Annotated in this window: 19 protein-coding genes; 12 read left to right on the top strand and 7 right to left on the bottom strand. The window is 40.6% G+C overall.

Features of this window, described 5'->3' with window-relative positions:
- The 8 genes from PUND_RS16510 to PUND_RS16475 all read left to right on the top strand — a co-directional run bounded on the left by PUND_RS16510 (position 1) and on the right by PUND_RS16475 (position 11861).
- Positions 1-807, top strand: coding sequence for a DUF547 domain-containing protein (locus PUND_RS16510; RefSeq protein ID WP_010389267.1), 807 nt, complete (start codon positions 1-3; stop codon positions 805-807).
- A complete protein-coding gene (locus tag PUND_RS16505) occupies positions 794-2056 on the top strand; it encodes an ABC transporter substrate-binding protein (protein ID WP_010389269.1) in 1263 nt (420 codons plus the stop codon). Before PUND_RS16510 ends, PUND_RS16505 begins: the two co-directional genes overlap by 14 nt.
- Complete coding sequence (locus PUND_RS16500; RefSeq protein WP_010389271.1) at positions 2053-3771, top strand: ABC transporter permease; 1719 nt, start codon at positions 2053-2055, stop codon at positions 3769-3771. Before PUND_RS16505 ends, PUND_RS16500 begins: the two co-directional genes overlap by 4 nt.
- A gap of 24 nt (positions 3772-3795) precedes the next feature.
- Positions 3796-4449: an ATP-binding cassette domain-containing protein gene (locus tag PUND_RS16495; RefSeq protein ID WP_010389272.1), complete on the top strand. Its 654-nt coding sequence runs from the start codon at positions 3796-3798 to the stop codon at positions 4447-4449.
- Positions 4439-5086 carry a CDP-alcohol phosphatidyltransferase family protein gene (locus PUND_RS16490; RefSeq protein WP_010389273.1) on the top strand — a complete coding sequence of 216 codons (648 nt, stop codon included), beginning with the start codon at positions 4439-4441 and terminating at the stop codon, positions 5084-5086. Before PUND_RS16495 ends, PUND_RS16490 begins: the two co-directional genes overlap by 11 nt.
- Positions 5076-5864 carry a sterol desaturase family protein gene (locus PUND_RS16485; protein ID WP_010389274.1) on the top strand — a complete coding sequence of 263 codons (789 nt, stop codon included), beginning with the start codon at positions 5076-5078 and terminating at the stop codon, positions 5862-5864. Before PUND_RS16490 ends, PUND_RS16485 begins: the two co-directional genes overlap by 11 nt.
- A gap of 271 nt (positions 5865-6135) precedes the next feature.
- Complete coding sequence (locus PUND_RS16480; RefSeq protein ID WP_010389276.1) at positions 6136-8793, top strand: glycoside hydrolase family 16 protein; 2658 nt, start codon at positions 6136-6138, stop codon at positions 8791-8793.
- Positions 8794-8867: 74 nt separating this feature from the next.
- Positions 8868-11861, top strand: coding sequence for a TonB-dependent receptor (locus tag PUND_RS16475; RefSeq protein ID WP_010389277.1), 2994 nt, complete (start codon positions 8868-8870; stop codon positions 11859-11861).
- A gap of 72 nt (positions 11862-11933) precedes the next feature.
- On the opposite strand, the gene PUND_RS16470 is transcribed toward PUND_RS16475, so the two are convergent.
- The 6 genes from PUND_RS16470 to exaC all read right to left on the bottom strand — a co-directional run bounded on the left by PUND_RS16470 (position 11934) and on the right by exaC (position 17284).
- Positions 11934-13406, bottom strand: a complete 1473-nt coding sequence (locus PUND_RS16470) for a S41 family peptidase (protein WP_010389278.1) — start codon at positions 13404-13406, stop codon at positions 11934-11936.
- 177 nt (positions 13407-13583) lie between these two features.
- Entirely contained in the window at positions 13584-13841 is a 258-nt protein-coding gene (locus PUND_RS16465) for a hypothetical protein (RefSeq protein WP_010389279.1), read from the bottom strand.
- A 43-nt stretch (positions 13842-13884) separates the two neighbouring features.
- Complete coding sequence (locus PUND_RS16460; protein WP_010389280.1) at positions 13885-14436, bottom strand: GNAT family N-acetyltransferase; 552 nt, start codon at positions 14434-14436, stop codon at positions 13885-13887.
- A 71-nt stretch (positions 14437-14507) separates the two neighbouring features.
- Positions 14508-14717 carry a hypothetical protein gene (locus tag PUND_RS16455; RefSeq protein ID WP_010389281.1) on the bottom strand — a complete coding sequence of 70 codons (210 nt, stop codon included), beginning with the start codon at positions 14715-14717 and terminating at the stop codon, positions 14508-14510.
- A 114-nt stretch (positions 14718-14831) separates the two neighbouring features.
- A complete protein-coding gene (locus PUND_RS16450; protein ID WP_010389283.1) occupies positions 14832-15437 on the bottom strand; it encodes a DUF998 domain-containing protein in 606 nt (201 codons plus the stop codon).
- A 326-nt stretch (positions 15438-15763) separates the two neighbouring features.
- Positions 15764-17284: an acetaldehyde dehydrogenase ExaC gene (exaC, locus tag PUND_RS16445; RefSeq protein ID WP_010389285.1), complete on the bottom strand. Its 1521-nt coding sequence runs from the start codon at positions 17282-17284 to the stop codon at positions 15764-15766.
- 191 nt (positions 17285-17475) lie between these two features.
- Between exaC and PUND_RS16440 the strand changes: the two genes are divergently transcribed.
- Positions 17476-18369, top strand: coding sequence for an AraC family transcriptional regulator (locus PUND_RS16440; RefSeq protein ID WP_010389287.1), 894 nt, complete (start codon positions 17476-17478; stop codon positions 18367-18369).
- 81 nt (positions 18370-18450) lie between these two features.
- A complete protein-coding gene (locus PUND_RS16435) occupies positions 18451-19482 on the top strand; it encodes a LacI family DNA-binding transcriptional regulator (protein ID WP_010389289.1) in 1032 nt (343 codons plus the stop codon).
- Between the two features lie 74 nt (positions 19483-19556).
- Here PUND_RS16435 and gtfA read toward each other — a convergent pair whose 3' ends face one another.
- The gene (gtfA, locus tag PUND_RS16430; RefSeq protein ID WP_041709293.1) at positions 19557-21029 is read right to left on the bottom strand and encodes a sucrose phosphorylase; all 1473 of its coding nucleotides are present in this window, start codon (positions 21027-21029) and stop codon (positions 19557-19559) included.
- A gap of 172 nt (positions 21030-21201) precedes the next feature.
- On the opposite strand from gtfA, the gene PUND_RS16425 reads away from it, so the two are divergent.
- Positions 21202-22431: an MFS transporter gene (locus PUND_RS16425; protein ID WP_010389293.1), complete on the top strand. Its 1230-nt coding sequence runs from the start codon at positions 21202-21204 to the stop codon at positions 22429-22431.
- Between the two features lie 167 nt (positions 22432-22598).
- Entirely contained in the window at positions 22599-24992 is a 2394-nt protein-coding gene (locus PUND_RS16420) for a TonB-dependent receptor (protein WP_010389296.1), read from the top strand.
- Positions 24993-25098 lie beyond the last annotated feature (106 nt).

Genomic DNA, 25098 nt, shown 5'->3' with positions numbered 1-25098 from the left:
ATGTTTAAAACACCTTTAAAAGCGCTATTATTAGGTTCTGCTTTGCTTGCAACATCGTTTGCAAGCAAAGCTCAAAATATGCATGACAGCTGGAATGCATTATTAAACAAGCATGTTGTAGCTATTAATCATGGTCACAGCACTGAGGTTAATTACTCAGCAATAAAAGCTAAGCGCAGCGAACTTAAAGCTTATTTAGATTCGTTATCGGCTGTTACGCAAAATGAGTTTGATACATGGGAAAAACCTAAGCAGCTGGCGTTTTTAATCAACGCGTATAACGCCTTTACTGTTGAGCTGATATTAACAAAATACCCAGATCTTAAATCAATTAAAGAGTTAGGCAGTTTTTTTAGCTCACCGTGGAGCAAAGAGTTTGTGCCATTACTTGATAAAACTCGCAGCCTTGATGATATAGAACATGGTTTAATACGTGGCAGTGGTAAGTACAACGACCCACGTATTCACTTTGCTGTAAATTGTGCCAGTATTGGCTGCCCAGCACTACGTGAAGAAGCCTACACAGCCACTGATTTAGAAAGCCAATTGCAAGAGCAAACGATGCGTTTTTTATCAGACATGACTCGAAATATAGCGCAAGATAACACGCTAACTATGTCTTCAATATTTAAGTGGTACGGCGATGATTTTGAACAAGGCTTTAAAGGCGCAAATACGCTACAGCAGTTTTTTATGCAATACCCTAAAGCACTAAAGCTGACACCCGCTCAGCAAAAAGCACTTAAAAATAACAACATGAAAGTTAAGTTTTTAGACTACAACTGGGATTTAAATGCTCGCCAATAAATTTTGGCAAACATTATCGCGATACAGCTTATGTTGTGTCGCGTTTTGTATTTGCCTTATTTTTAGTTTTAAAAGCCTAGCAAATACACAATTACAAAGCCGTTGGCAGCAAGTTGAAAGCTCAGGTAAAGACCAAAGCGTATATTTTTATGCTTGGGGCGGTGATGCGCAAATAAATGCCTATATTCAGTGGGCGGCTGAGCAAGTAAAAGCTAAATATAACATTGAGTTAGTCCATATAAAGCTCAGCGACACCAGCGAGGCCGTTAGCCGCGTACTCGCAGAAAAATCAGCAAATAATCACACTCAAGGCAGTGTCGATTTAATTTGGATCAATGGGGCTAACTTTGCAGCTATGAGTAAGCACGGGCTTTTACTAAAAGACTGGGCTGATAAATTGCCTAATTTTATTTACACCAATCCAGAAAACAATCCCAGCGTGTTGTTTGATTTTGGTTTACCCACTCAAGGAATGGAAGCCCCTTGGGGGCAGGCATCACTGACTTTTTATTACGATACGCTAGCAACGAGCTCTCCTCCTCAAACCCTTAATAAGTTATTGAGCTGGAGTAAAGCAAACCCAGGCCGATTTAGTTACCCCAAACCCCCTGACTTTTTAGGGATGAGCTTTTTAAAATATGCATTAGTGGTATTACACCAACATAGCGATGCAATGCTACAAGCAAAACTAAATCAACCTGCTAATGATAAAAACACAGCCCAAGTACTTGATCCGTTGTGGACGTTTCTAAATAAATTGCACCCTAATCTGTGGCGCAATGGCGAATACTTCATGCAAAGCGGTATACAAATGCGCCGCTTAATAGACGATACCGAGCTTAGTATTGGCTTTACTTTTTCGGCACCAGAAGTACCGGCTGCGGTAAAGCGCTATGATTTACCAAAAAGTATAAGAAGTTATGCAATGGCCGATGGTAGCTTAAGTAACACTCACTTTGTCGCTATTCCTTATAATGCAAGCCACCAGCAAAGTGCGCAATTAGTGGCTGACTTTTTATTAAGCCCCGCAGCGCAAGCGCATAAACAAAAAACTGCTATATGGGGTGACAAAACGGTATTAATTCAAACCAGCTTAAGCGCAGAGCAGCAGGGCTTATTTAAAACCGTACAGCCGCATCCTAGCGCACTGCCTCTAAATAGTGTTAAACGTACACTCAGTGAGCCACATCCGAGCTGGGTGGAGGCAATTAATACTGGCTGGGAAACCCGTTATGGAGCAAGCCAATGAGTAAGGTACTCCATTCAGCTGATTTATTCTCACGCCTAGTCAAAGTAACCCCTTACTGTTTGCTGGCACTGTTAACAATACCTGTATTAGGCGGCCTAATGGGAGTAATGTTGCCTGCCTTTGGCTGGGCGCCTGCCTTGAATAAAACCAACATGAGTTTGGCTGGGTTTAATGTTTTATGGGATACACCGGGGCTTTCACAAATGATAGGCCTGAGCATACGCACTGGACTAATTAGTACATTAATAGCGTTTGCGCTCATGATTATTATGCTGGCTGCATTTTTTAATAGTGTATGGCTAAAACGAATTGAATATGTATTGAGTCCCATACTGGTTATTCCCCACGCTGCAGCGGCAATTGCGGTCAGTTTTTTAATCGCGCCATCGGGATTATTTACGCGCTTATTTTCGCCTTGGTTAACGGGCTGGCAATTAGCTCCTGAGGGCTCATTACCTTATGACGCTTTTGGCTGGAGCATTATTATTGGGCTTGTACTTAAAGAGCTGCCTTTTTTACTACTGATTGCATTGGGTATTTTAGCGCAGCCTGAACTTGGCAAAAAGCTACGAATGCAGCATCAAATTGCCATTAATTTAGGTTATTACCCCATGGTGGCATTTTTTAAAGTGGTGCTACCTAATTTATACCCACTGTTACGTTTGCCCATTTTTGCAGTACTTGCTTATGCTAGTGCGAGCGTTGAGATGACACTGATACTTGGGCCAAATACGCCCCCTACTTTAGCCGTTGCTATCATGCATTGGTTTAACGATGTAGATTTAACCCTGCGCATAAAGGCCTCAGCGGGTGCTCTGTTACAATTAGCGATCACTGTTGGACTACTGCTAATTTGGCTATTGCTTGAAAAAATCAGTGCCATGATTTTTAGTCAGTCACTCATCAACGGCCGACGCCATTATGCTCACCAACTTGTTCGTGCTTTTACTTATATCGTTACTTGCGTAATTTTAGTCTTCATTGCAGCTGCGTTAATTGGATTAGTATTTTGGTCAGTAGCTGGCTATTGGCGTTTTCCGGATACCTTACCCTCAAGTTTGGTATTACTACACTTTGAAAATGCCTTTACACACATTTACACTCCTTTATTTAATACCTTAGTGGTTGGCGTGGTTAGCTCGGGTTTTGCCACTATTTTGGTGCTACTATGTTTAGAAGCAGAGCAAATCACGGCTAAACCTTTGGCGAAGTGGGCACTGTTAATTATATACCTGCCGTTGTTGGTACCCAGTATCGCCTTTTTATTTGGTATTGTGTGGCTACAGCAATTGCTAAATAGTCAGCATGCTTTTTTTAATGTGATATTTGTACACTTGCTGTTTGTTTTACCCTATGTTTTTTTATCTATTGCCGATAGTTACAGGCGTTTAGACCCAAGATTAGCGCGTGTTGCTGCAAGCTTAGGCTCAAGCCCATGGAAGGTGTTTATACAAGTTAAATTGCCACAACTATTTGCGCCTATTTTAATTGCGATGGCGCTGGGGTTGGCAATAAGTTTTGGCCAGTATTTATCAACCCAGTTAGCAGGGGGTGGCCGAATAGCCACCATAACCACCGAAGCCGTAACACTTGCCAATGGTGCAAGTAGGCGAACCAGTGCTGTGTATGCAATACTGCAAATGGGCTTACCTCTTCTCGGCTTTATACTGGCATGGGGACTACCTCGGTATGTTTTTAATAACAAGCAAGCATAATATGAATACATCAAAGGGCGTTTAATGCAGCCATCATTACAAATTAAAAATTGTCAGCTTTATCGTCAAAACGAGTTGTTACTGAGCTTGAATGAACAGGTTAAAGGTGGTGAAATTCTTACTATTATGGGGCCATCAGGGAGCGGTAAATCTAGCTTATTAAATTGGCTTACTGGCGCATTACCTCCGGGTTTTAATGCGACTGGCGAGGTGTGGCTAAATGATACTAATATTAGTTCCTTGCCCAGCCATTTACGCCATGTTGCTGTGCTATATCAAGACCCATTACTATTCTCGCATCTATCTGTTGGCGGTAATATTAGCTTTGCCATGCCAAAAATGGATAAAACACAACGCCAGCAGAAAATAGATGAAGCACTTACACACGTTGGGCTAAAAGGCATGGCCAAGCGCCATCCAGACACTCTCTCCGGTGGGCAGCAAGCCCGTGTTGCTTTACTGCGACTATTACTGAGTAAACCCAAAGCGATTTTACTCGATGAACCCTTTAGTAAGCTTGATCAGCAATTACGTATTGAAACCCGTCAGCTGGTGTTTTCACAAATTAGGGAATATCAGTTACCCGCCATTATGGTCACCCATGATGAAAGTGACGCAATAGCCACAAATGGCAAAATCATCAATCTAAACGTACAAAGTGATATAAATGTTAGATAAATTTATTACCCCACTTATAAAACCGGTGCTTATTCCGTGCGTAAAACAGCTGCACAAAAAAGGAGTGAGTGCCGATCAGTTAACCTTAATAGGTTTTTTAATTGGCTTACTAGCTGTGCCACTAATTATTTTTGAATATTGGTATGGCGCATTAGCTGTAATTTGTATTAACCGCATTTTTGATGGTCTTGATGGCGCACTCGCGCGTTATGCTCAGAGCAGTTCAAGCGCTGGGGGATATTTAGACATTACTCTGGATTTTTTATTTTATGCGCTTATTCCTTTTGCATTTATTTTAACCAACCCTGAGCAAAATGCACTTGCTGGGTCACTATTGCTTGTGACTTTTATAGGTACCGGCTCAAGCTTTTTAGCTTTTGCTATAGCCGCTGAAAAATTTAAACTCGATAAACCGCAATTTAAATACAAAAGTTTTTACTACTTAAATGGCTTAACCGAAGGCACAGAAACCATTGCCTTATTTATTGCCTTTTGTATTTGGCCGCAGTATTTTTCAATTCTTGCTGTTTTATTTGCTATAGCCTGCGCGATAACTATTTTCACCCGTATATATGGAGGTTATTACACCTTAAAACAGCAAGAAACCGCACTCAACGAGGTAAACCATGAGTCATGAAGTATATTGGCGGCTAGGCTTCTTTTTTAGCGTACTAGCAATAATGATGCTGCTTGAATGGCAAAAGCCTGCACGCCAATCAACTATTAAAAATAGGTCACGCTGGTTTGCTAATTTTGGATTAACCTTTACTTCTACCCTGCTTGCACGCTTTACAGTGCCGGTTGGATTAACTGCGGTTGCTGCTTATTATCAGCAGCATGGAATTGGGCTATTTAATCAACTCAATGTCTCACCACTCATTGCAGTGATACTCAGCTTACTTTTGCTTGATTTAATTATTTACTGGCAGCATCGGCTTTTTCATCAGGTGCCTATTTTGTGGCGTTTGCACCGCGTACACCACGCTGATGCACATATTGATACCAGTACCGGTCTGCGATTTCATCCTATTGAAATTGTACTCAGCATACTTATAAAATTGATTGCCGTTACCGCTTTGGGTGTACCTGCTATTGCAGTATTAATATTTGAAATTGCACTCAATGGGTTAGCACTGTTTAATCATGCGAATATTCGTTTACCCAACTCTATTGAAAAGCCGCTGCGTTTAGTGCTTGTAACTCAAGTACTGCATCGTATTCATCATAGCCAAAACCCCGAAGAAACAAACAGTAACTTTGGCTTTAGTGTAACTTGGTGGGATAGACTTTTTGGCAGCTATAAATCACAGGCAAGTCAGCCTGATAAAAATATTGCACTTGGTTTAAGCCAATACCCAAACCCCAAACAAAATTCATCCTTGAGGCAATTGTTAATAATGCCATTTAAAAAATAGCAATACAGCTAATGAAAACATCCATGTACACCTTTTAAACCTCTATTTATAACATTACTTAGGCGTTTAACCGTTCCTGTTAACAAAAACACCCCGCTAAAAGTAAACCAGTTGTAAATTATTTAAACAAATTCTTGACCCAGTTGAGAATCCCCCATATTATTTGTAAGCGCTTACATTTACCACACAGAAAAATGTAAGCGCTTACAAAAATGAAAAAATCAACAAATACACTATATTCTGACAATAATCAGTTGAACGGGGTTCAGTTATGAACATTGAAACAACACGCATTACTCGCCTTTTGGCTGCTATTTCATTAGCATCTTTGGCGGGTTGTGGTGGTGACGCAGCGACCACTACTACCGATATTGAAAAAGTAAACCCTACTGAACCAGTCTCAGACTGGCGTATGGTATGGAGCGATGAGTTTGACAGCACTAGTATTGATACTAACAAGTGGAACTTTGAATTAAACTGCGCTGGCGGTGGTAACAACGAAAAACAATGTTACACCGACAGTGAGGAAAATGCCTTCATTAAAGACGGTGTACTAAATATAGTCGCCTTACCTGCAGAAGAAGGTGCAGAAAAACCATACACGTCAGCCCGTTTAAACACCCGCTACAACGCCGACTTTACTTATGGCCGTTTTGAAATGCGTGCAAAGTTGCCTTCTGGTCAAGGTAGCTGGCCCGCATTTTGGATGATGCCAACCGATGAAGTATATGGCACTTGGCCGCGCTCTGGCGAAATTGATATTTTAGAAGCAGTTAATCTAAAAACAGTCGCTGAAGATGGCACCGTTGAAGCAAATATTCATGGCACACTTCACTATGGTCGTGAGTGGCCAAATAACTCAAGTTCAGGCAAAGCTTATGCCTTACCTGAAGGTATGAACCCAGCAGATGACTTTCATACTTATGCAATCGAATGGCAAGAGGGAGAAATTCGCTGGTACGTAGATGGCTATTTATACGCCACACAACGTCGTTCTGAAGTACGTTACAACTCTAAAGATGAGCCTGTTGGTCTTAAACATAAAGGTTGGTTTGCTGAATACTTTGAACAAGGTAACGGCGAACTTACCACTCACTGGGATAATGCCCCATTTGATAAAGACTTTTACCTTATATTAAACCATGCTGTTGGTGGCGATTGGCCTGAAAATGTAAACAATTTAGGTATTGATGCAGCTGCATTTGCAGAAGGTCAAAGCTTTGAGATTGATTATGTTCGTGTGTACGAATGTGCCTCAGATCCGGCCACTGGTAAAGGTTGTGAAACAGTACGTCCAGGTTACGATAGCCTAGACGATGCACTTGTAGAAGGTAAAGCCCCTGTACCTACTCCGCCAAGTGATGGTGTTGCAAAGAATCTTGATATTTTTGATGGCAGCTTAAATGCCAACTGGATCGCATGGGATTGTTGTGGTGGAACAACACCTGAAACAATTACTGACGCTGACAAAGGCGATGTAATTAAGTTTAACATTAACGATAATAACGGGACTGTGCTTGGGTTTTCTACTCGAGGCGGTCACTTCCCTGATGATTTTACCGGCACTTCATCTCCGTTTGATGCATCACTTCTTCTTGATCTAAATGGTCGACTAACTTTTGATATGAAAGTGGTAACGCCACCAACATCAGATACTACATGGCTATTGAAAGCCGAAGCGGGCGATGGTGGTCCTAATACCGGCGATGTAGCCCTTAGCGATAGTAATGAAGGTGTTACTCCTGTTACTGGTCAATGGCAAACTTACACCTTCCCACTTTCTTTACTACAAGAAAGAGGCTTAGATTTAAGTGCCATTGATGTATTAATGGTATTCCCAGCATGGCAAACAGGTGCAGGCGCTGAATATTTAATTACCAATGTGGCTATTGAAGGCGATGTAGGTGAATCACCATCAGTAGATTTATTTACTGACGAGCAAAACTTAGATTGGCCGATGTGGGATTGTTGTGGCGGCTCTACTCCATCAGAAGTTATGGACGATGCAGAACACGGCTTAACTGCAGAATTCACTATTGGCGAAGCCCCCACTGTAATGGGCTTTAATACTCGTTCATCTGCTGGTGGTAGCGACACTCCATTTGATGCAACCAGCATTTTAGAAAATGGTGTACTACAGTTTGATGTGAAAGTGATGTCAAACCCAAATAACCCAGATGCAACTTGGTTAATGAAAATTGAATCTAATGAGGGTGATACCGCAGTAGAATTACCATTAACAGATGCTGGCGATGCACCTGTTGTAGGTGAGTGGAAAACTTATACCTTTACATTCGCTGACTTAGCGGGCGCAGGTTTAGATGTTAGTGCCATTGATGTAGTGATGATATTCCCAGCATGGGGCACAGGTGAAGGTGCGGTTTACCGTGTTGATAACGCTAAAATGTACGATCCTAGTGCATCAGCAGGCGATGAAATCACTATTTTCCAAGATACTGCTGCAGATATGTGGAGTATTTGGGACTGTTGTGGTGGCTCTACACCGACTGAAGAAACTGACGATGCTGATCACGGCACAGTGGCTGAGTTTGTTATTGGTGCTACACCAACAGTAATGGGCTTTTTAGCGGACGACGGTATCTCTTTTGATGCATCAGCAATATTAGCCAATGGTGTTGTGCAATTTGAAATGAAAATGGTGACACCACCAAATGACCCTGACTCAGTATGGACATTTAAAATTGAGTCAACAGGTGCAGCAACAGCGGTAGAGCTTCCTCTTGCACAAAGCGTTGAAGGTGAAGTACCTGTTATTGGACAGTGGCAAACATACACGTTTACGTTGCAATCATTATTTGATGCAGGTTTAGACATTAGCGACATCAATGTACTGATGATGTTCCCAGCGTGGGGAACAGGTGAAGGTGCAGTTTACCGTATAGACAACGTAGTTATCGCTAACCCATAAACCCTAATTCAGTGGTAGGTACTAAATTACAAGTACCTACTTACCGTAATAAATTAAGTAAAAGCAGAGCAATTATGAACACAAATAAGTTTAAAAAAAGCCCACTAGCGGCTTCTGTGTCACTTATCATCGCTGCAAGCACATTTAACTTCGCTTACGCTGCGCAAGAAAATACTGCCGAACCTGAACTAGAAGTTATTGAAGTAAAAGGTATTCGTGGCTCACTCATTCGTTCAATGGATGTAAAACGTGACGCATCAGGCGTGGTCGATGCCATTTCTGCTGAAGAAATGGGTAAATTTCCAGATACTAACTTAGCTGAATCGCTACAACGTATTACGGGTGTATCAGTAAGTCGCTCAAACGGTGAAGGTAGCCAAATTACCGTACGTGGTTTTGGCCCATCATTTAACCTTGTAACACTTAACGGCCGTCAAATGGCGGGCACAGGCTTTACGCGCTCATTTAACTTTGAGAACTTATCATCGGAGGGTGTAAGCTCACTTGAAGTTATGAAAACAGCGCGTGCAGATACACCAACAGGTGGCCTTGGTGCAACTGTAAATATTGTTACCGCTAAACCTCTACAGAAGCCGGGTCAACGTTTTTCATTAATGGCTAAAGGTATTCACGATACATCGGTAGAAGAAGGTGATGAGGTTACTCCTGAAGTAGCAGGTATTTACAGCAACACGTTTGCTGACGAAATGTTTGGTTTTTCAGCTAACTTTTCTTACCACCGTCGTGATTTTCAGCGCCAAGCAGCCAATGTGCGCTCTTGGTTAGTCAACCCTAACCTATCGGTTGATGCTGAAAACATAATTGATAACCGCCCAATGGATGCTGATGGCAATCCAGCGAAGCAGTTTTTCGACCCTAACGCTGGGGAGAGTGGTGAATTTGTATCTGCCGCTTTCTTCCCACAAGAAGTCAGCTTTGCAAAAGACGACATTCAGCGTGAACGTTTAAACGCGCAAGCCACTTTTCAGTTTGCACCAACAGATAACTTAACGTTTACACTAGATCACACAATATCAAATGCTACAACGGGTAATAATTCGTTATCGTGGGGTATTTGGAATGGGTCGTTTGGCGGCAATGGTAATGCCTATGAGCTAGATGAAAACGGCACCGCTATTTACTATAACTCAGCTGGCGATGACGCATCATTCACTGCATTTCGTGAAACCTCAGAAGTAGACTCAAAAGCAACTGGTATTAATGTTGAATGGTTAGCAACAGACAATCTAAGTTTTAACTTTGATGCCCATACTTCAAAAACCACTACAGATAACGGTAAAGATCCAGGCTTAAACTCTAATGCCCGTATTATTTTGGGCTCAGCCGATCTCTCGACTAAAGAATACTTTTTCCGCGAAGGCGATGTGCCCGGTTTCAATATTAATTGGAACAATGGCACACAAGAAGTGAGTCCAAATCAAATTGGTTCTAACTTCAGTATTTTTACCAGAACACCGGGTGAGTCAGAAGTTTCTCAAGTGCAATTAGATGGTAAGCTATTTACTTATACAGATATTGGTCTTGAGACTGTAAAATTTGGTGTGGCTTACACTAAACAAACACTTAGTGGTTGGGGTGGTTCTAATAACGCCAATGCACCAGGCTTTAACAACGGTACATTCGCTGAAATTTTTCCGGATGCGATGTTCGAAAGAGTTGATTTAAGCGGATTCCTTGATGAGTTTTCATTTGGCCCTAACGGCGTAGCCCCTGGTTATGCTTACACTTATGACCTTGATGAAGCATTTGCTCGCCAAAGCGCTTACTTAACCGAAGATGTTATTGGCAGTGATTATTACCGAATTGGTAGCTTTGACGGCTTCCCAACTAACGAAGTTGAAGAAGAAACCATCAGTGTGTATCTCTCTAGTAATTGGGTATTTGACGTTAGCGACTACGAAGTATTTGTAAATTTAGGTCTTCGTTATGAAGAAACTGATATTGTCAGCCCAGCTAAAAGCCGTGTAGCGGAACAAGTGTACTGGGCTGGTGGTTCAGAGTGGTTAACTCAATTTGCCGCTGGTGGCGAATTAGTTGAAGTAGACTATGAAGGCCAATACGACTTACTACTTCCTATGATTGATATTAAAGTCGATCTTACGGATGACCTAGTGACCCGCGCCTCATGGGGTCAAACAATCACCAGACCAACACTCGGTGATATGTTAGGTAACTTGGCTTTAACACCTTCACCTAAATTAAATTCAAGAAGTGGTAGCCGTGGTAATCCAAACTTAGAACCATTTAAATCAACGAACTTAGATTTAAGCCTTGAGTATTACTACAGCGAAGGCAGCTACGCTGCTATTGGTCTATTTTGGAAAGACGTAGATAATTGGATTGATAACACGCAGGTTAAAACAACATTTGAAGGCTTACATGATGTGTATTTAGGTCAGCGTTGGAACAACGCAGTAGCCGCCATTGAAGGTCGTGGCGATCAAGCAACGGACACTGCAATTTACAATGAAATTGTAGCTAATGGTGTGGGTATTGGCGAAAACAACCGTATCTTACCAGACCCAGCAACCGACCCGCTAATTGAATGGACTATTAATTCACCTGAAAACGTTGGCTCACGTAAGGTGAACGGCTTTGAATTTGCTGTTCAGCACTTGTTTGGCGACTCGGGCTTTGGTGCAGGCTTTAATGCCACAGTTGTTGATGGTGATGTTGAGTACGATAACTACTACCTTGCCTCTCAAGCGGTATTGGCTGGCCTAAGTGACTCTGCAAACCTACAAGGCTTTTACGAAAAAAATGGCTTATCGGTAAAAATTACCGGTGCATGGCGTGATGAGTACTTAATTGCGCAGGGTTTACCTGATTCAGGTGCTACGGCTCCGCCACAATATGCTGAAGAGTACTTGCAGTGGGATATTAGTGTTAACTACGAAGTTAACGAAAGCACAACGGTATTTTTTGAAGGTGTGAACTTAACTAACGAAACCGAGCGTTCATTTAGCCGCTTCGAAAGTCAGTTCTTAAGCGCGGCTCAATACGGTCCTCGTTATGCCTTTGGCGTTAGATACTCTATGGGCAATTAATACCTTGCCCAAACACAGTTTTGATTACCCCCTATAATTGAAAAGTCAAAGCCGCTCATTGAGCGGCTTTTTTCATAAATGTTTAATTTTTTCTAATAACTTGTCGGTTGTCCAATCAATATCGTTATAGGCAATATCGGGGTTGTAGTAATCACCCTTTCCTCTTGCTCTATTAACATACACTTTATTAGGGATAATCACTTTACCTAACCCTGAGGGTAACTCGGCTAATCGAACATCCATATACAATGAATCAGCACTGCTTGGCGCGCCAAATAACTGAGTGTTTGAAAACTGCTTAAATACATCAATGGCGTCAAGACAGGCACTTGCACACTGTGGCGGTACAATAACAACAACCGGTGTTTTGAAGTCACTTACTGGTATCGTACTTTCGCTTAGGTTTGATTTATTTTGCAGCTCTTCAATGTAAAATGGCTTATTATTTTCAAGTGACTGCGCCATACCTGCTGCTATTTCTTTAATCAGTTCATGAACTTCAGGTTGATCTTTTACCACGTCAATTAACGATTTTACATAGTTAGTATTGTCTTTCGACGCTCTCCACCAAACCCGGCTATTTTGTGAGTAGCTATCCATTTTTTGTTCAACAATTTGCTCACCCCACAACGCTTTTGCAAGCGTTAAGCTCCAATACGACGAGCCACCTTGGTTATGACGAAGATCTAAAACCACCGCTTTTGCACTGAGTAACTTGGAACGTTGACTCGTCACCTTCTTATAAAGATTATTGTAATCTTTAGTTTGCTTATCGTTATTTGCAAAACTAGGCATAGCAATCCACGCAGTGTTTTGTGCAGGCCAAGTTAAATCGGTTGCAAGCTCATCCCCATTATAGGCGTGTGTTAAATGCTTACTTACACTCTTTGGCTGAACAGACCAATCAAGGGTTTTACTGTAGGATTGTCCATTGGCTCTAAAAAATTGACATTCTTTTAGAGGTGTTAAAAATGGGTTGCCCTCATCAACAAGTAATCGCCAACCTTGCTGCCACCAATGCCCAGGCTGTGTAACCTGTCCATGAAACTTAAACACTCTTTGTCGCATTAACGTCTCGGTACTTTGCCCATCGCAGCCACTTATCACGTCGCCTTTATTTATATTATCTGTTTCACTGTAATACACTTTTAATGCATCACCTCGCCAAACTGCACGAAAACCAGGCCAGCGACGAGCAGGTCGTTCAACGCGTGAAAACACACCGGCATGACCATCTTGTAGCACAGTACTAAAACGCGCAATTGCTGCAACATGAACCTGTGGTCCGCTCGCTTTAGCAGAAAGTGCAAGTGCTTCTGCTTTTGCTTGCTTTAATAATTCAGGAAAGGCTGGGTTGTTAACATCAAACATGCCAGGGTGATTTTTTGCCGATATGCTGTAAGCAGCTTCAATATCACGCTCAGTAACACTGCGCCATTGCTCTGGGGTTTTAGGAGTTAGCGATAATTCGGCCATGCTCAAGGTAGGCGTAATTAATAAAGCGCTCAATAAAGTACGGCTAACTATTTTTGTTTTTATGTTCATGAAAATCCATTTTAAATTAGGCTATATAATTACTGTAAACTCATTTGGTGGAACTAAAAATATCTTAAATCCAATAAGTATCAGCAAACTTTTTTACAGCAATAACTTAGCAACAATAAAAGCAGCTAACAATGAGTAACATTTAAAATGAACTGGCTTTAAATTAAGAGCAACAGCTTACTTAGAGGTTTGTTCAATTTTGGTTTGCAGTAGTGTTATGCGGGCGTTGAGTTTTCTAAAGGTATACTGTGAATAGAAAAAGTTTAAAAAGAAAGCAGCAAAACCTGAACAAGCAAGCCCTATCAATGGGCTGAAATAAAACATTAACAACAAAATAATAACAGCCATCGCTATCGTAAGTCCCAAATGATGAGAGGCACTAAATAACTTTCGGTTATTTTTTTCAAGCTGAACTATGTGAGAATCTATATCCATTAAAAATTTTCTTTTAACAAACCAAAGTTAACTATCTTGAGCTTTAGGTAGCTACATAAGCAACATCTAAAGAAGTCCATTCATTCCACTGCGCCTTTGTTAATCGATATAACTGTACGGCACGACCGTGAAATTCATGATTGCTATAATCTGTAAAGCCAATTTTCTTTGCTACTCTCAATGACGCAATATGCTCAGGTTCAATAATAACAACAACGGATTGATGAGTAGTTTGAGTAAACACATACTTTAAAACACTTTTAGCCGCTTCGCAGGCTAAGCCTTTATTCCAAAAATCGACCGCTAATCGATACCCTAAATTAGGCTCTTCGTTCCCCGCAACACTTTGTGGGGAAATACCACAAAATCCAATCAATAAATCGCTGTTTTTATCTATTAGTGCCCATGGGCCCAAATCATATGAATCGTAGCATTGTAAACACCACTTTATAAATTCACCAGTTGCGGCTTCATCGCACACACCACGAATTGAGTATTTCATCACTTCATCGTCACTAAGAATTTTACTTAATGCCGGCACATCATCAATTGAAAACTGCCGAATAAGCAATCTTTGGGTTTCACAAATGTTCACTCAAACCTCCTTGTAATTACAGCTAAAAACTTTCAAAAAAACCAAGTAATTAAGGTAGGTCTCTCAGTTATTTAGTTCTTTTTATGTTTTGAATGCCACATAAAGTATCCAAATAATATGCCTACTAAAGGAAATATTATTAAAGATGAAATGATTCCATCAAAAAAATCTTGCTCACCTGTAAGGTGCATGATTAATTGAAATAAAATAGCTGTAGAAATTCCCCAGCCTAAAGGACCTCTTAGTAAAATAAAACGTAATTTGGTATCGTTTATATTCATGAGTCTTCCTTAATTTATAAGCCCAAATAATGAGCTAAAATCAACACAATGCTGATGTATTTCTTAGATTGACAAGCCTAACGTTTAAACAAATGATAGGCACTAGTGATTGTTTTAAATTAATGCTATTGAAAAAACACTTAACCAACTTAATTGAATACCATAAGAGATACGTTGATAGGTACCAGGTTTACTTTGTAGTTTTATTGCTTTAGCCATAGCAAACAGATAATAAACTGTAGCGATAACAGAAACAATTGAAAAAACACGAAAGTATAGAGAGATAACTTCTGTGGTTGGACTAATAGCTATTAATATTGGTGCTACAACCAACGAAAGTAACATAATAAAACCAGCCCAAGAATGTACCTTGCAGCTAAAAGTTGGATGTTTAGTAAATGGGTCAGCATCCATAGGAAAATAACCCGCAACCCAGGTACCAATACCATGCACTATAACTAACCAACCAGCGATATTAACCAATATAGAAACATTAGCCAATTGCGCCAAATACCAGCCAAAAAAGCAAAATAGAAAACCTAAAGGATAATTATTAATTAGCGGTGACAGTTTTTCAGTTGGGCTTCCTGTTGCACCTAATTCACTACAAAATTGTTTAGAATGGCTGTAACCTTTATAAAACCGACTTGCTACATAAACACCAATGAATATCCATAATGTGGCTATTAACCCTGAATAAATCGCAATCGTTTCAAACATCACCATAATCCTTTTTGTGATTAATTCACTAAAGCCTTTTTAAACACAGAGGAGAAAATGAGCCGGCTTCGAGTGACGAGCTGTGAGCTTGTACAAACAGCCCTGAGCTAGAACCTTTAATCTACTTTTTCAACCCAGCGCCTTATTACCCTCTTTGTGCATGATTCACTGAGGTTTTATTTCGCGTCATTAATAAATCATTTCTTTATTATTATAATTAACCACTAATCAAATGCTATCAGTATTAGTTTTTAAAAAAACAAAGCGCTACAACAATGCAGCGCTTTCATTACTTATAGGTTGTTTGTTTAAACTAAAACGCCTTATTAAAAGAAGCCAAGGGGATCTTCGCTGTAACTTACTAATAAGTTTTTAGTTTGTTGGTAATGATCGAGCGCGAGTTTGTGCGTTTCGCGGCCTATACCAGACTTTTTATAACCGCCAAACGCAGCGTGTGCTGGGTACATATGGTAACAGTTGGTCCATACGCGACCGGCTTCTATTTTGCGACCAAAGTGATAAGCGCGGTTCATATTACGGCTCCATACACCTGCGCCTAAACCAAATTCTGAGCTGTTAGCCAATTCGAGCGCTTCGGCTTCGTCTTTAAAGGTCGACATTGAAATAACGGGGCCAAAAATTTCTTCTTGGAACACGCGCATATCGTTAGTGCCTTTTAATAAAGTAGGTTGAATGTAATAGCCACCATTTAGCTCATCGCTAAGTTGCTCAACATGACCGCCACTGAGTACTTCAGCACCTTCTTGTTTGCCAATATCTATGTAACTTAAAATTTTATCAAACTGTGCTTTAGAGGCTTGCGCACCTACCATGGTTTCGCTGTCTAGCGGGTTACCGCGTTTAATTTGCTTGGTACGTTTTAAAATGCGTTCTATAAATTGCTCATAAATATCTTCTTGAATGAACAAGCGTGATGGACAAGTACATACTTCACCTTGGTTAAAGTAGGCAAGAATAGCGCCCTCAATTGCTTTATCTAGGTATGAGTCGTCTTTTTCCATAACATCGTTAAAGAAGATATTAGGTGATTTTCCCCCAAGTTCTACCGTTGAAGGAATAATATTTTCAGCTGCGCATTTTAAAATATGTGAACCCACAGGGGTTGAGCCTGTAAAGGCAATTTTAGCTATACGCGTATTAGTTGCCAGTGCTTCACCGGCTTCTTTACCAAAGCCATTTACTACGTTTAGCACGCCGCCGGGTAGTAAATCACCAATAATTTCCATTAATACTAATATTGAGGCGGGTGTTTGCTCAGCAGGTTTAAGTACCACACAGTTACCAGCTGCAAGTGCAGGTGCTAGTTTCCATGCAGCCATTAAAATTGGAAAGTTCCACGGAATAATTTGCCCTACAACACCTAATGGTTCATGAAAATGATACGCCACCGTGGTTTCGTCTATTTCACCAATACTGCCATCTTGAGCACGCAAGCAACCGGCAAAGTAACGAAAGTGGTCCGCAGCAAGTGGAATATCCGCGGCGAGGGTTTCGCGAATGGCTTTACCGTTATCCCATGTTTCGGCCACTGCAAGTAGCTCTAGATTTTGTTCAATGCGATCAGCAATTTTTAATAAAATATTACTGCGCTCGGTAACTGAGGTGGTGCCCCACTGCGTTTTTACGGCATGCGCTTTATCAAGCGCCAAATTAATATCGTCTTTGTCAGAGCGGGGAATTTTACAAAACACTTTGCCATTTACAGGGCTAATATTCTCAAAGTATTGACCATTAACGGGTTCAACCCACTCGCCGCCAATATAGTTACCATACTGCTGTTTAAATGTGATGAGTGCGTCTGCTGTGCCTGGATTTGCGTAAATCATATGTGTGTTCTCTTGTTGTTAGCTAAAAGTCTAAGCCGAAATACCAGCAACTTGTTAGAGTAATGTAGCTAGTTGCTTTATATTTAATCGGTATTGATTGACATTAGACTATTAAGCGCTTAAAAACTTGATTAGCAGTCCAAAAAAATTGTCTGTGAGTCCAAACGATTTAATCATTAAAAAGGCTGATTATGTATTCGTCACAGTTAAATAAAAAACGCCAACAACTTGATGTACTTATTGAAAACAAAGTGAGCTTTGCTGCCGACAACAGCGAACTGAGTATTTATGATACTTATAAAAGTGCGCAAAAAGTGGCGCTGCATTCAAACGAATTACTGTTTTGTGCCATGCTCAGTGGCAAGAAAATTATGCATGTTGAGAATAGTCATTATCATAAAGCGTTTTTACCCCACGAATCGTTTGTATTAGCGCCCGAGCAAGGGGTGCTGATTGATTTTCCACAGGCAACTCTCAACTCACCTACCACCTGTTTAGCGATTGAAATCAGCACAGATAAAATAACCAATGTGGCTAATGCGCTTAATATGCAGCAAAACTTTGCTAGTGATACCTTATTTGAATACAGCCCTAATTTAGTGCATACCCAACATAATGCGCAAACTCAGCAGTTATTAGAGCGAATGGTGCATTTATTTAGTGAGCAAGGCGCCGAGCGACACTACCTAATTGATTTATCGTTAAACGAATTGATCACCCGTTTACTGCAACAACAAAGCCGTGATTTATTAATGGCAAACTGCGATAAACTGCGTCTAAAAAGTAACGTGAGTGATGCACTGCAATACATTGAAGAGCATTTAAGCGACACACTCGACATAGACACCTTATGCAAAATAACTTGTATGAGTCGTAGTAAGTTTTACCAGCAATTTAAACTCGCTTTTGGCACCAGCCCTGCGCTTTGGCAGCAACAACTTAGGCTTAAAAAAGCCCGCACGCTTTTATTAGAAGGCCAAGCTATAAGTAAAGTGTGCTACGACCTTGGTTTTAATAGCGCCAGTCATTTTAGCCGTTTATTTAAGCAAACTTTTGGTATTGCACCTAAACAGTGTCGGCATTAACTCAATACAACAGTTTTTGTTATATTAAACAGCCTAATATGTTAATTTACTAATTCCCTGCTAAGTAGTTAAGAGTCGCCGATGAGTAAACCCACCCGCTGGACATTAAAGAGTATTGCCAAAGAATTAGGTGTGTCTAATGCTACGGTATCAAATGCGTTTAATCGCCCTGATCAACTCTCTGCTAAACGCCGCGAAGCCATACTTAAAGCTTGTAAAGAGCTCGGTTATTATGGCCCTAATAAAGCGGCGCAATCTTTGCGAAGTGGCACATTTAATATTGTTGCTTTAGTGCTGCCAGATAGCGTGGAATATATGGTGTCAGACCCTGTCGCGAGTAGCTTTATGCGTGGTGTAACCTCAGTGCTTGAAAAAAACGGCATTAATGTTTTATTGTTTTCAGGCAATAGCGACAACCTTAATAATGTTGTTGATTTTGTTGATGGCTTTATTTGTTATGGACGCCCGCGCAATAAAGCACTAGTAGAGCAACTAAAAACAGTACAAAAACATGTGGTCACTGTGGATTTTGATATTGCCCGCAACGCCTCAATTAATATAAACAACGAACAAGCCAGTTACGAAATAGCCAAACATGTTTTGCACAGTGCAACTGATAACGTGGCAATATTGGGCTTGAGATTACTCGATGAAAATGTATTGTGCCGAGTTTACGAACATCATGAGTTTGAAACGGGTCAATCTATTTCTCACCAACGCTTACGAGGTTATCAGCGTGCGTTAAATGAAGCGAATGTAACGGTAGCCGACGACCGCATTTGGAATATTCCTGAAAGTAGCGAGCGTTTTGCCAGCATAGCTGCAAAAGAAGTATTAAACGCCTCACCACGCCCTGATGTGATTATATGTATGAGTGATTTAATCGCCCTCGCCACCATGCGAGAAGCAATAAAACAAGGGATAAAAATAGGGAATGAGCTACGTATTGTTGGATTTGATGGCATAGAAGAAGCAGCCCGTTTTGTGCCTCGCCTTACGACTATTCATCAAAATAGCCAAGAAAAAGGTGTAATAGCTGCTAACTTATTTATTTCTAAAGAAGAAAAACAACACGAAGTAGGTTACGCACTCGATATTGGTGCAAGTAGCTGAGCGCTGTTAGTAGCGCAGATAAAAAAGCCAAGCTTAAGTTGCTTGGCTTTTTGGTTTTCAACAAATAAAGCTATTTAAACTAATAAACTTTGTAAGTTTAAAGTGGTTTCTTGAGCACCATTAACCTGTGTAATAAGTGCGGTACGACTTGTAAAATCAATACTCAAAGAAATTGACTGTTGTTCAAGCTTCCACATTAAACAACATACACTTGCGCCACCTTGAGCAGTAAATTCACCAGCAAATGCAGGGTGTTCATTACGTATTTTAATTAACGCTATTAATCCTTTTACTACCGGCTTATTTAGCGCTTCATCTATTTTAGCGGCATCTAGATAAGGGCGATTAATGTCACGACCAACATTCGTGCTCGCCAGAAGCTCCATATCATTTTTGCAAGCAAATAAACCACCGTAATACACTTGTGGTACACCCGGTGCAAAAAATTGAATGGCGCGAGATAATAAGTAATCAAAATCATTTGCGCCCAATGCATCGTAATACGTACAGTTAACTTGATAGAGGTCGACGTTACTTGCAGCTGCACCTGTTGCTTTACGGCTCTGGTTATTGCTGTTGGCATGCATGGTTTCTACTAGATTATCTATTTGAGATGCGTTTAACAGCCCTGGCTTATCGCCCATTGGACCCGCGTCAATAATGCCAATGCCATCATGGGTGTCTAGTACAGTTAAACAATTACGTGGTGAAATTTGTAACCACTTAAGCAGTGCGTCTACGTCATTATTAAATAAGCTATGTAAAATAAGCGGTGGTAGGGCAAAGTCGTACACCATGTTTACGCGCTTAGCCACGTCAACTTGAGTTTGATAATGACTATGAATTTCAGCAATGGTTTCCATGCCTAAATCATTTGCCTGCTTTGAGAGTTTATCTAAATAGGCAAATGTTTCATCGAGCATAAAACAGTTAGTACCTGCTTGCTTAATGGCGTAACCCGCTGCATCTAAACGAATAATGTTTACGTTGTTAGCAGAAAATTTAGTAAGTACGTTATTTAAATAAGCAATGCCTGCTTCTACTTTTACATTTATATCAATTTGGTTGTCGGTAAAGGTGGTCCAAAAATCATACGTTTGACCATCACCGCATTTCATTGGTGTAAAACAGCTTCCAGGACGCGGACGGTAAATGGCTTGTTGTTCTTGGTTGCTCATGCCATTAGGGAATACGTCTTCTTTAGTTAAAAATAAATCCCAAAATTCAGATCCTTTGCCTTTGGCCAGCACATCTTGAAATTGAAACGATTGCGCCGATACATGGTTTACTATTAAGTCGGCCATTAAATCATGGTCTTTTCCAAGTGCTTGAATATCTGACCAAGTTCCTATTCGGGCATCAACTTCACTGTGATTAATTGGGTCAAAACCTGCATCGCTACCATCTATTGGGTTATAAAATGGTAATAAGTGTACCCCTGCAAAAACGTCTTTAAGTGGACCCTTTAGAAGTGCTGTTAATGCGTTTATATCTTTACCGGTGATTCGATCAGCATATGTGATCAATTGAACTTTATTCTTCATCATGTGTGATTACCAAGTTGAAACTTAATCGATTAAGATATATCTTTAACTAGCAAGTGAGAATTTACAAGTAATTTTTAAATATTTTACATACAAATATCGTGGCTCGATTAATACTACAATAAGTTACTGACAACTTAATGTGTGTTACCAAGCATTTAACGAGGAAAAGCAAATGACAAAATCACACACACACGTAAGCAGCGATCCGTTGCAACAAATTCGTTGGCTCACATACATGATGTTTTTTATGTTTGCCATGACCTCTGACGCCGTTGACATGATCATTCCCGAACTCATAAGCGATTTTGGTTTAAGTATGACCCAAGCCAGTGCGTTTCATTATGCGCCTATGGCCATGATTGCAATAAGTGGATTATTTCTAGGCTTTTTAGCCGATAGTCTTGGCCGTAAAAAAACGATTATGCTTGGATTATTAATATTCTCTGCAAGTTGTTTTTTGTTTGCGATTAGTAGCAGCTTTATATTTTTTGTTTTTTTACTGTGCTGTATTGGCCTCGCCATTGGTTTATTTAAAACCGGTGCATTGGCGCTTTTAGGTGATATTTCTAATAGCAACGAAGAGCACACCAAAACCATGAATAAAGTAGAAGGTTTTTTTGGCATTGGTGCCATTGTTGGCCCTGCTTTAGTTGGCGTGCTGCTGGTTCAAAATGTAAGTTGGACTTACCTTTACATTATTGCTGGCATTATGTGTTTGATTTTGGCATTGCTAGCTTGGCGTGCCGATTACCCTGCTGTGGTAAAAAGTACAGATAAGCCAGCCTCACTAAAAACGACTATGAAAATGGTTAAAAATCCTTATGCACTGGGTTTTTCACTTGCAATTGCTTTATATGTTGCCACCGAAGTCGCCATATACGTGTGGATGCCTACTCTACTAAAAGATTACACTGGCTCATGGCCGCTGCTGGCCACTTACGCACTTACAATCTTTTTTGTGTTACGTGCTGCAGGGCGTTTTATTGCGGTATGGTTACTGAATAGGTTTAGTTGGCAAGGAGTTATGGCTTACTTAAGCTTTGGCATTGCGCTGTGTTACGTTGGCACTCTTTATGGCGGCGTTGATTGGGCTGTGGCTTTATTGCCTCTCTCAGGTTTATTTATGTCGATGGTCTACCCTACTTTAAATTCTAAGGGAATATCGTGTTTTCCTGTGCATCAACACGGCGCAGTAGCCGGCGTTATATTATTTTTTACCGCACTGTCAGCCGCCTTAGCACCTTTATTTATGGGTATGATCAGCGATTACTTTGGACACGTGCGCTACGGTTTTTATTTAGCTACGGGTTTCGCAGTCATATTATTTTTGGCTATGCTATTTAATTATATTCGTGACCCATCAGCAACAGCATTAGAGCAAAGTAACTTAGTCGCTGAGTAAACAAACAACTTTTAATGCTATAAAAACATTATAAAAATCAATGTTTGAGTAAAAAAACAGCAAATAATTAACAAAACAATTTGCTTATTGTAAAAACTTTGTTATTTTTACTTAATCGATTAAGTAAAAATAACAACTTCCCTTTGGGTTTAAAACGAGGCGTTCACATGACAACACACAACACACCTTTATATCTGATCAGTGCTTTAGCGCTCGCCGTTAGCCAAGGCGTTAATGCACAACAACAAGAGCAAAATACACAAGCGCAAGCTAACAAAGGGCTAGAAACAATTGTTGTTACCGGTGTTCCCCGCCGTACAACGATAATGGCGTCAAGTTCTTCTGTAAGCAGTGTGTCGCTTGAGCAAGTTGAGGTGTCTACGCCTCGCTCTACTGCTGAGGCATTTAGAATTATTCCTGGGGTTCGCTCAGAATCAACCGGCGGTGAAGGTAACGCCAACATTGCAGTACGTGGTTTACCGGTTGCCTCTGGTGGTGCTAAATTTTTACAGCTTCAAGAAGATGGCTTACCTGTTTTACAATATGGCGATATTGCATTTGGTAATGCTGATATTTTTATGCGCTTAGATAATACAGTGCAAACTATTGAATCTATTCGCGGTGGTTCAGCCTCTACCGCAGCCAGTAATGCACCGGGTGGCATAATTAATTTCATTTCAAAAAATGGCGAAAACGAATCGGGCAGCGTATCAACTACACTTGGTCTAGATTACGATACTATTCGAACAGACTTTGAATATGGCACCTATTTAAATGACACTGTACGCTTTCATGTTGGTGGTTTTGTGCGTCAAGGTGAAGGCCCACGTGAAACAGGTTACACATCAAATAAAGGTGGGCAAATTAAAGCCAACCTGACCAAAGATTTTGAAAATGGATACGTGCGTCTTTATTACAAACATTTAGATGATAAAAGTGTTGGCTACTTACCTATGCCAATGTATGCAAATGGTGACTCAATTCCTGGGTTTGACGCACAATCAGATACCCCGCATTCGGCATTATTTACTAAAACAGTGCGCTTAAACGGCGAAAATCAAATAAGCAACGGCGATATTCGCGATGGTATGAATCCGCAAGTTGACTCAATTGGTTTTGAGGCTGTATTTGATTTAGACAACGATTGGCGTATTGAAAATCGTTTTCGTAAATCATCTGTAAGCGGTAATTTTAATTCATTGATCCCAGCTGAAGTTGGCGATGCATCAGCTATAGCGCAAAGTATTGGTGGTGTGGGCGCAACGCTTAGTAATGCGACCACAGGTGCTGCATTTAACGATGATTTAGCCATGCGTATTCATACGTTTGACGTAACCATGAACGACTTTGACTCAATTGTTAACGACTTCAAACTGACTAAATCGCTAAGCGATGATACTAGCGTTACTTTTGGCTATTATGCGTCAACCCAAAATATTGCTATGTCGTGGTTATGGAATTCCTACCTAATGGAGCTCAAAGGTGATAACGCTGCGCTATTAAATGTAACAGCCGCCGATGGGACTGAATTCTCTGAAAATGGCTTATACGCTTATGGCACGCCTTTTTGGGGTAACTGTTGCCAACGTGATTACGACACAGAATACGACACTCGTGCACCCTATGTTGCATTTTCAACTAAGGTGGGTGACGTAAGTATTGATGCTAGTGCCCGTTATGACAGCGGTGAAGCACGTGGTAACTATGCAGGCGCGGTTACCTCAACCGTTGATATGAATCGCGACGGTGTGATTTCTGTTCCTGAACAAAATGTTGCAGGTATTGACCTTGCAAATGCTAGCCCTGTTAATTACGACTGGGATTACGCATCATATTCAATTGGTGCCAATTACCAAATTGACTCAAGCCTTGCAACGTTTGCACGACTGAGTAAAGGCGGTCGCGCCAATGCTGACCGACTTTTATTTGGTAAAGTTCGCGCCGATGGCTCAGTAGCCGATGAAGATGCCGTTGATGAAGTAAACCAGTATGAGTTTGGTATTAAAAAGCGCTTTGATTCACTGTCAGTTTTTGCCACGGCATTTTATGCTGAGACTGAAGAGCAAAACTTTGAAGCGACATCACAAACCTTTTTTGACCGCGAATATGAAGCAAAAGGGATTGAGGTTGAATCAACCTACTTTATTGATGCATGGGATTTTCGTGGTAATTTAACGTGGACAGACGCTGAAATTGCAAAAGATGCACTTACCCCTGAAGTGGTTGGTAATACGCCTCGTCGCCAAGCTGATTTAATTTACTCATTAATGGCACGTTACACTTATGAAAAAGGCTCTGCAGGCCTAAGCTTTATTGGTACTACCGATGCCTATGCTCAAGATAATAACGATCTTAAGTTTGATGGTTACACTCAAGTAAATGGCTTTGTAAGCTACGATTTATCAGAAAACCTTAATATTGCGTTAAACGTAAATAACCTATTCGATACGGTAGGTATTACTGAAGCAGAAGAAGGCTCAATACCTGATAACAACATTATACGCGCACGTGCTATTAATGGCCGTACAACGTCATTGACGTTTAAATACGCGTTTAACTAACCAACTTTAGTGTAACAATCGCTGAAGCTATGTTTGTTCAGCGATTGTTACACTAGTTTTAATAATTCTCCCTTGAATTTTGACCTAGCCATGCTAGGTTTTTTAG

It is taken from the genome of Pseudoalteromonas undina, from assembly GCF_000238275.3.
Classification (GTDB): Bacteria; Pseudomonadota; Gammaproteobacteria; order Enterobacterales; family Alteromonadaceae; genus Pseudoalteromonas; species Pseudoalteromonas undina.
The sequence above is the reverse complement of the archived record's forward strand: the minus strand, read 5'-3'. Positions and strand labels throughout refer to the sequence as shown.

Bases quoted from the DNA above. Each gene is read 5' to 3' on its own strand.
- PUND_RS16455 (WP_010389281.1), bottom strand. From the start codon at position 14,717: ATGAATATAAACGATACCAAATTACGTTTTATTTTACTAAGAGGTCCT.
- gtfA (WP_041709293.1), bottom strand. From the start codon at position 21,029: ATGATGAAGAATAAAGTTCAATTGATCACATATGCTGATCGAATCACC.
- PUND_RS16510 (WP_010389267.1), top strand. From the start codon at position 1: ATGTTTAAAACACCTTTAAAAGCGCTATTATTAGGTTCTGCTTTGCTT.
- PUND_RS16425 (WP_010389293.1), top strand. From the start codon at position 21,202: ATGACAAAATCACACACACACGTAAGCAGCGATCCGTTGCAACAAATT.
- exaC (WP_010389285.1), bottom strand. From the start codon at position 17,284: ATGATTTACGCAAATCCAGGCACAGCAGACGCACTCATCACATTTAAA.
- PUND_RS16490 (WP_010389273.1), top strand. From the start codon at position 4,439: ATGTTAGATAAATTTATTACCCCACTTATAAAACCGGTGCTTATTCCG.
- PUND_RS16495 (WP_010389272.1), top strand. From the start codon at position 3,796: ATGCAGCCATCATTACAAATTAAAAATTGTCAGCTTTATCGTCAAAAC.
- PUND_RS16505 (WP_010389269.1), top strand. From the start codon at position 794: ATGCTCGCCAATAAATTTTGGCAAACATTATCGCGATACAGCTTATGT.
- PUND_RS16420 (WP_010389296.1), top strand. From the start codon at position 22,599: ATGACAACACACAACACACCTTTATATCTGATCAGTGCTTTAGCGCTC.
- PUND_RS16485 (WP_010389274.1), top strand. From the start codon at position 5,076: ATGAGTCATGAAGTATATTGGCGGCTAGGCTTCTTTTTTAGCGTACTA.
- PUND_RS16470 (WP_010389278.1), bottom strand. From the start codon at position 13,406: ATGAACATAAAAACAAAAATAGTTAGCCGTACTTTATTGAGCGCTTTA.
- PUND_RS16435 (WP_010389289.1), top strand. From the start codon at position 18,451: ATGAGTAAACCCACCCGCTGGACATTAAAGAGTATTGCCAAAGAATTA.
- PUND_RS16480 (WP_010389276.1), top strand. From the start codon at position 6,136: ATGAACATTGAAACAACACGCATTACTCGCCTTTTGGCTGCTATTTCA.
- PUND_RS16440 (WP_010389287.1), top strand. From the start codon at position 17,476: ATGTATTCGTCACAGTTAAATAAAAAACGCCAACAACTTGATGTACTT.
- PUND_RS16450 (WP_010389283.1), bottom strand. From the start codon at position 15,437: ATGTTTGAAACGATTGCGATTTATTCAGGGTTAATAGCCACATTATGG.
- PUND_RS16465 (WP_010389279.1), bottom strand. From the start codon at position 13,841: ATGGATATAGATTCTCACATAGTTCAGCTTGAAAAAAATAACCGAAAG.
- PUND_RS16475 (WP_010389277.1), top strand. From the start codon at position 8,868: ATGAACACAAATAAGTTTAAAAAAAGCCCACTAGCGGCTTCTGTGTCA.
- PUND_RS16500 (WP_010389271.1), top strand. From the start codon at position 2,053: ATGAGTAAGGTACTCCATTCAGCTGATTTATTCTCACGCCTAGTCAAA.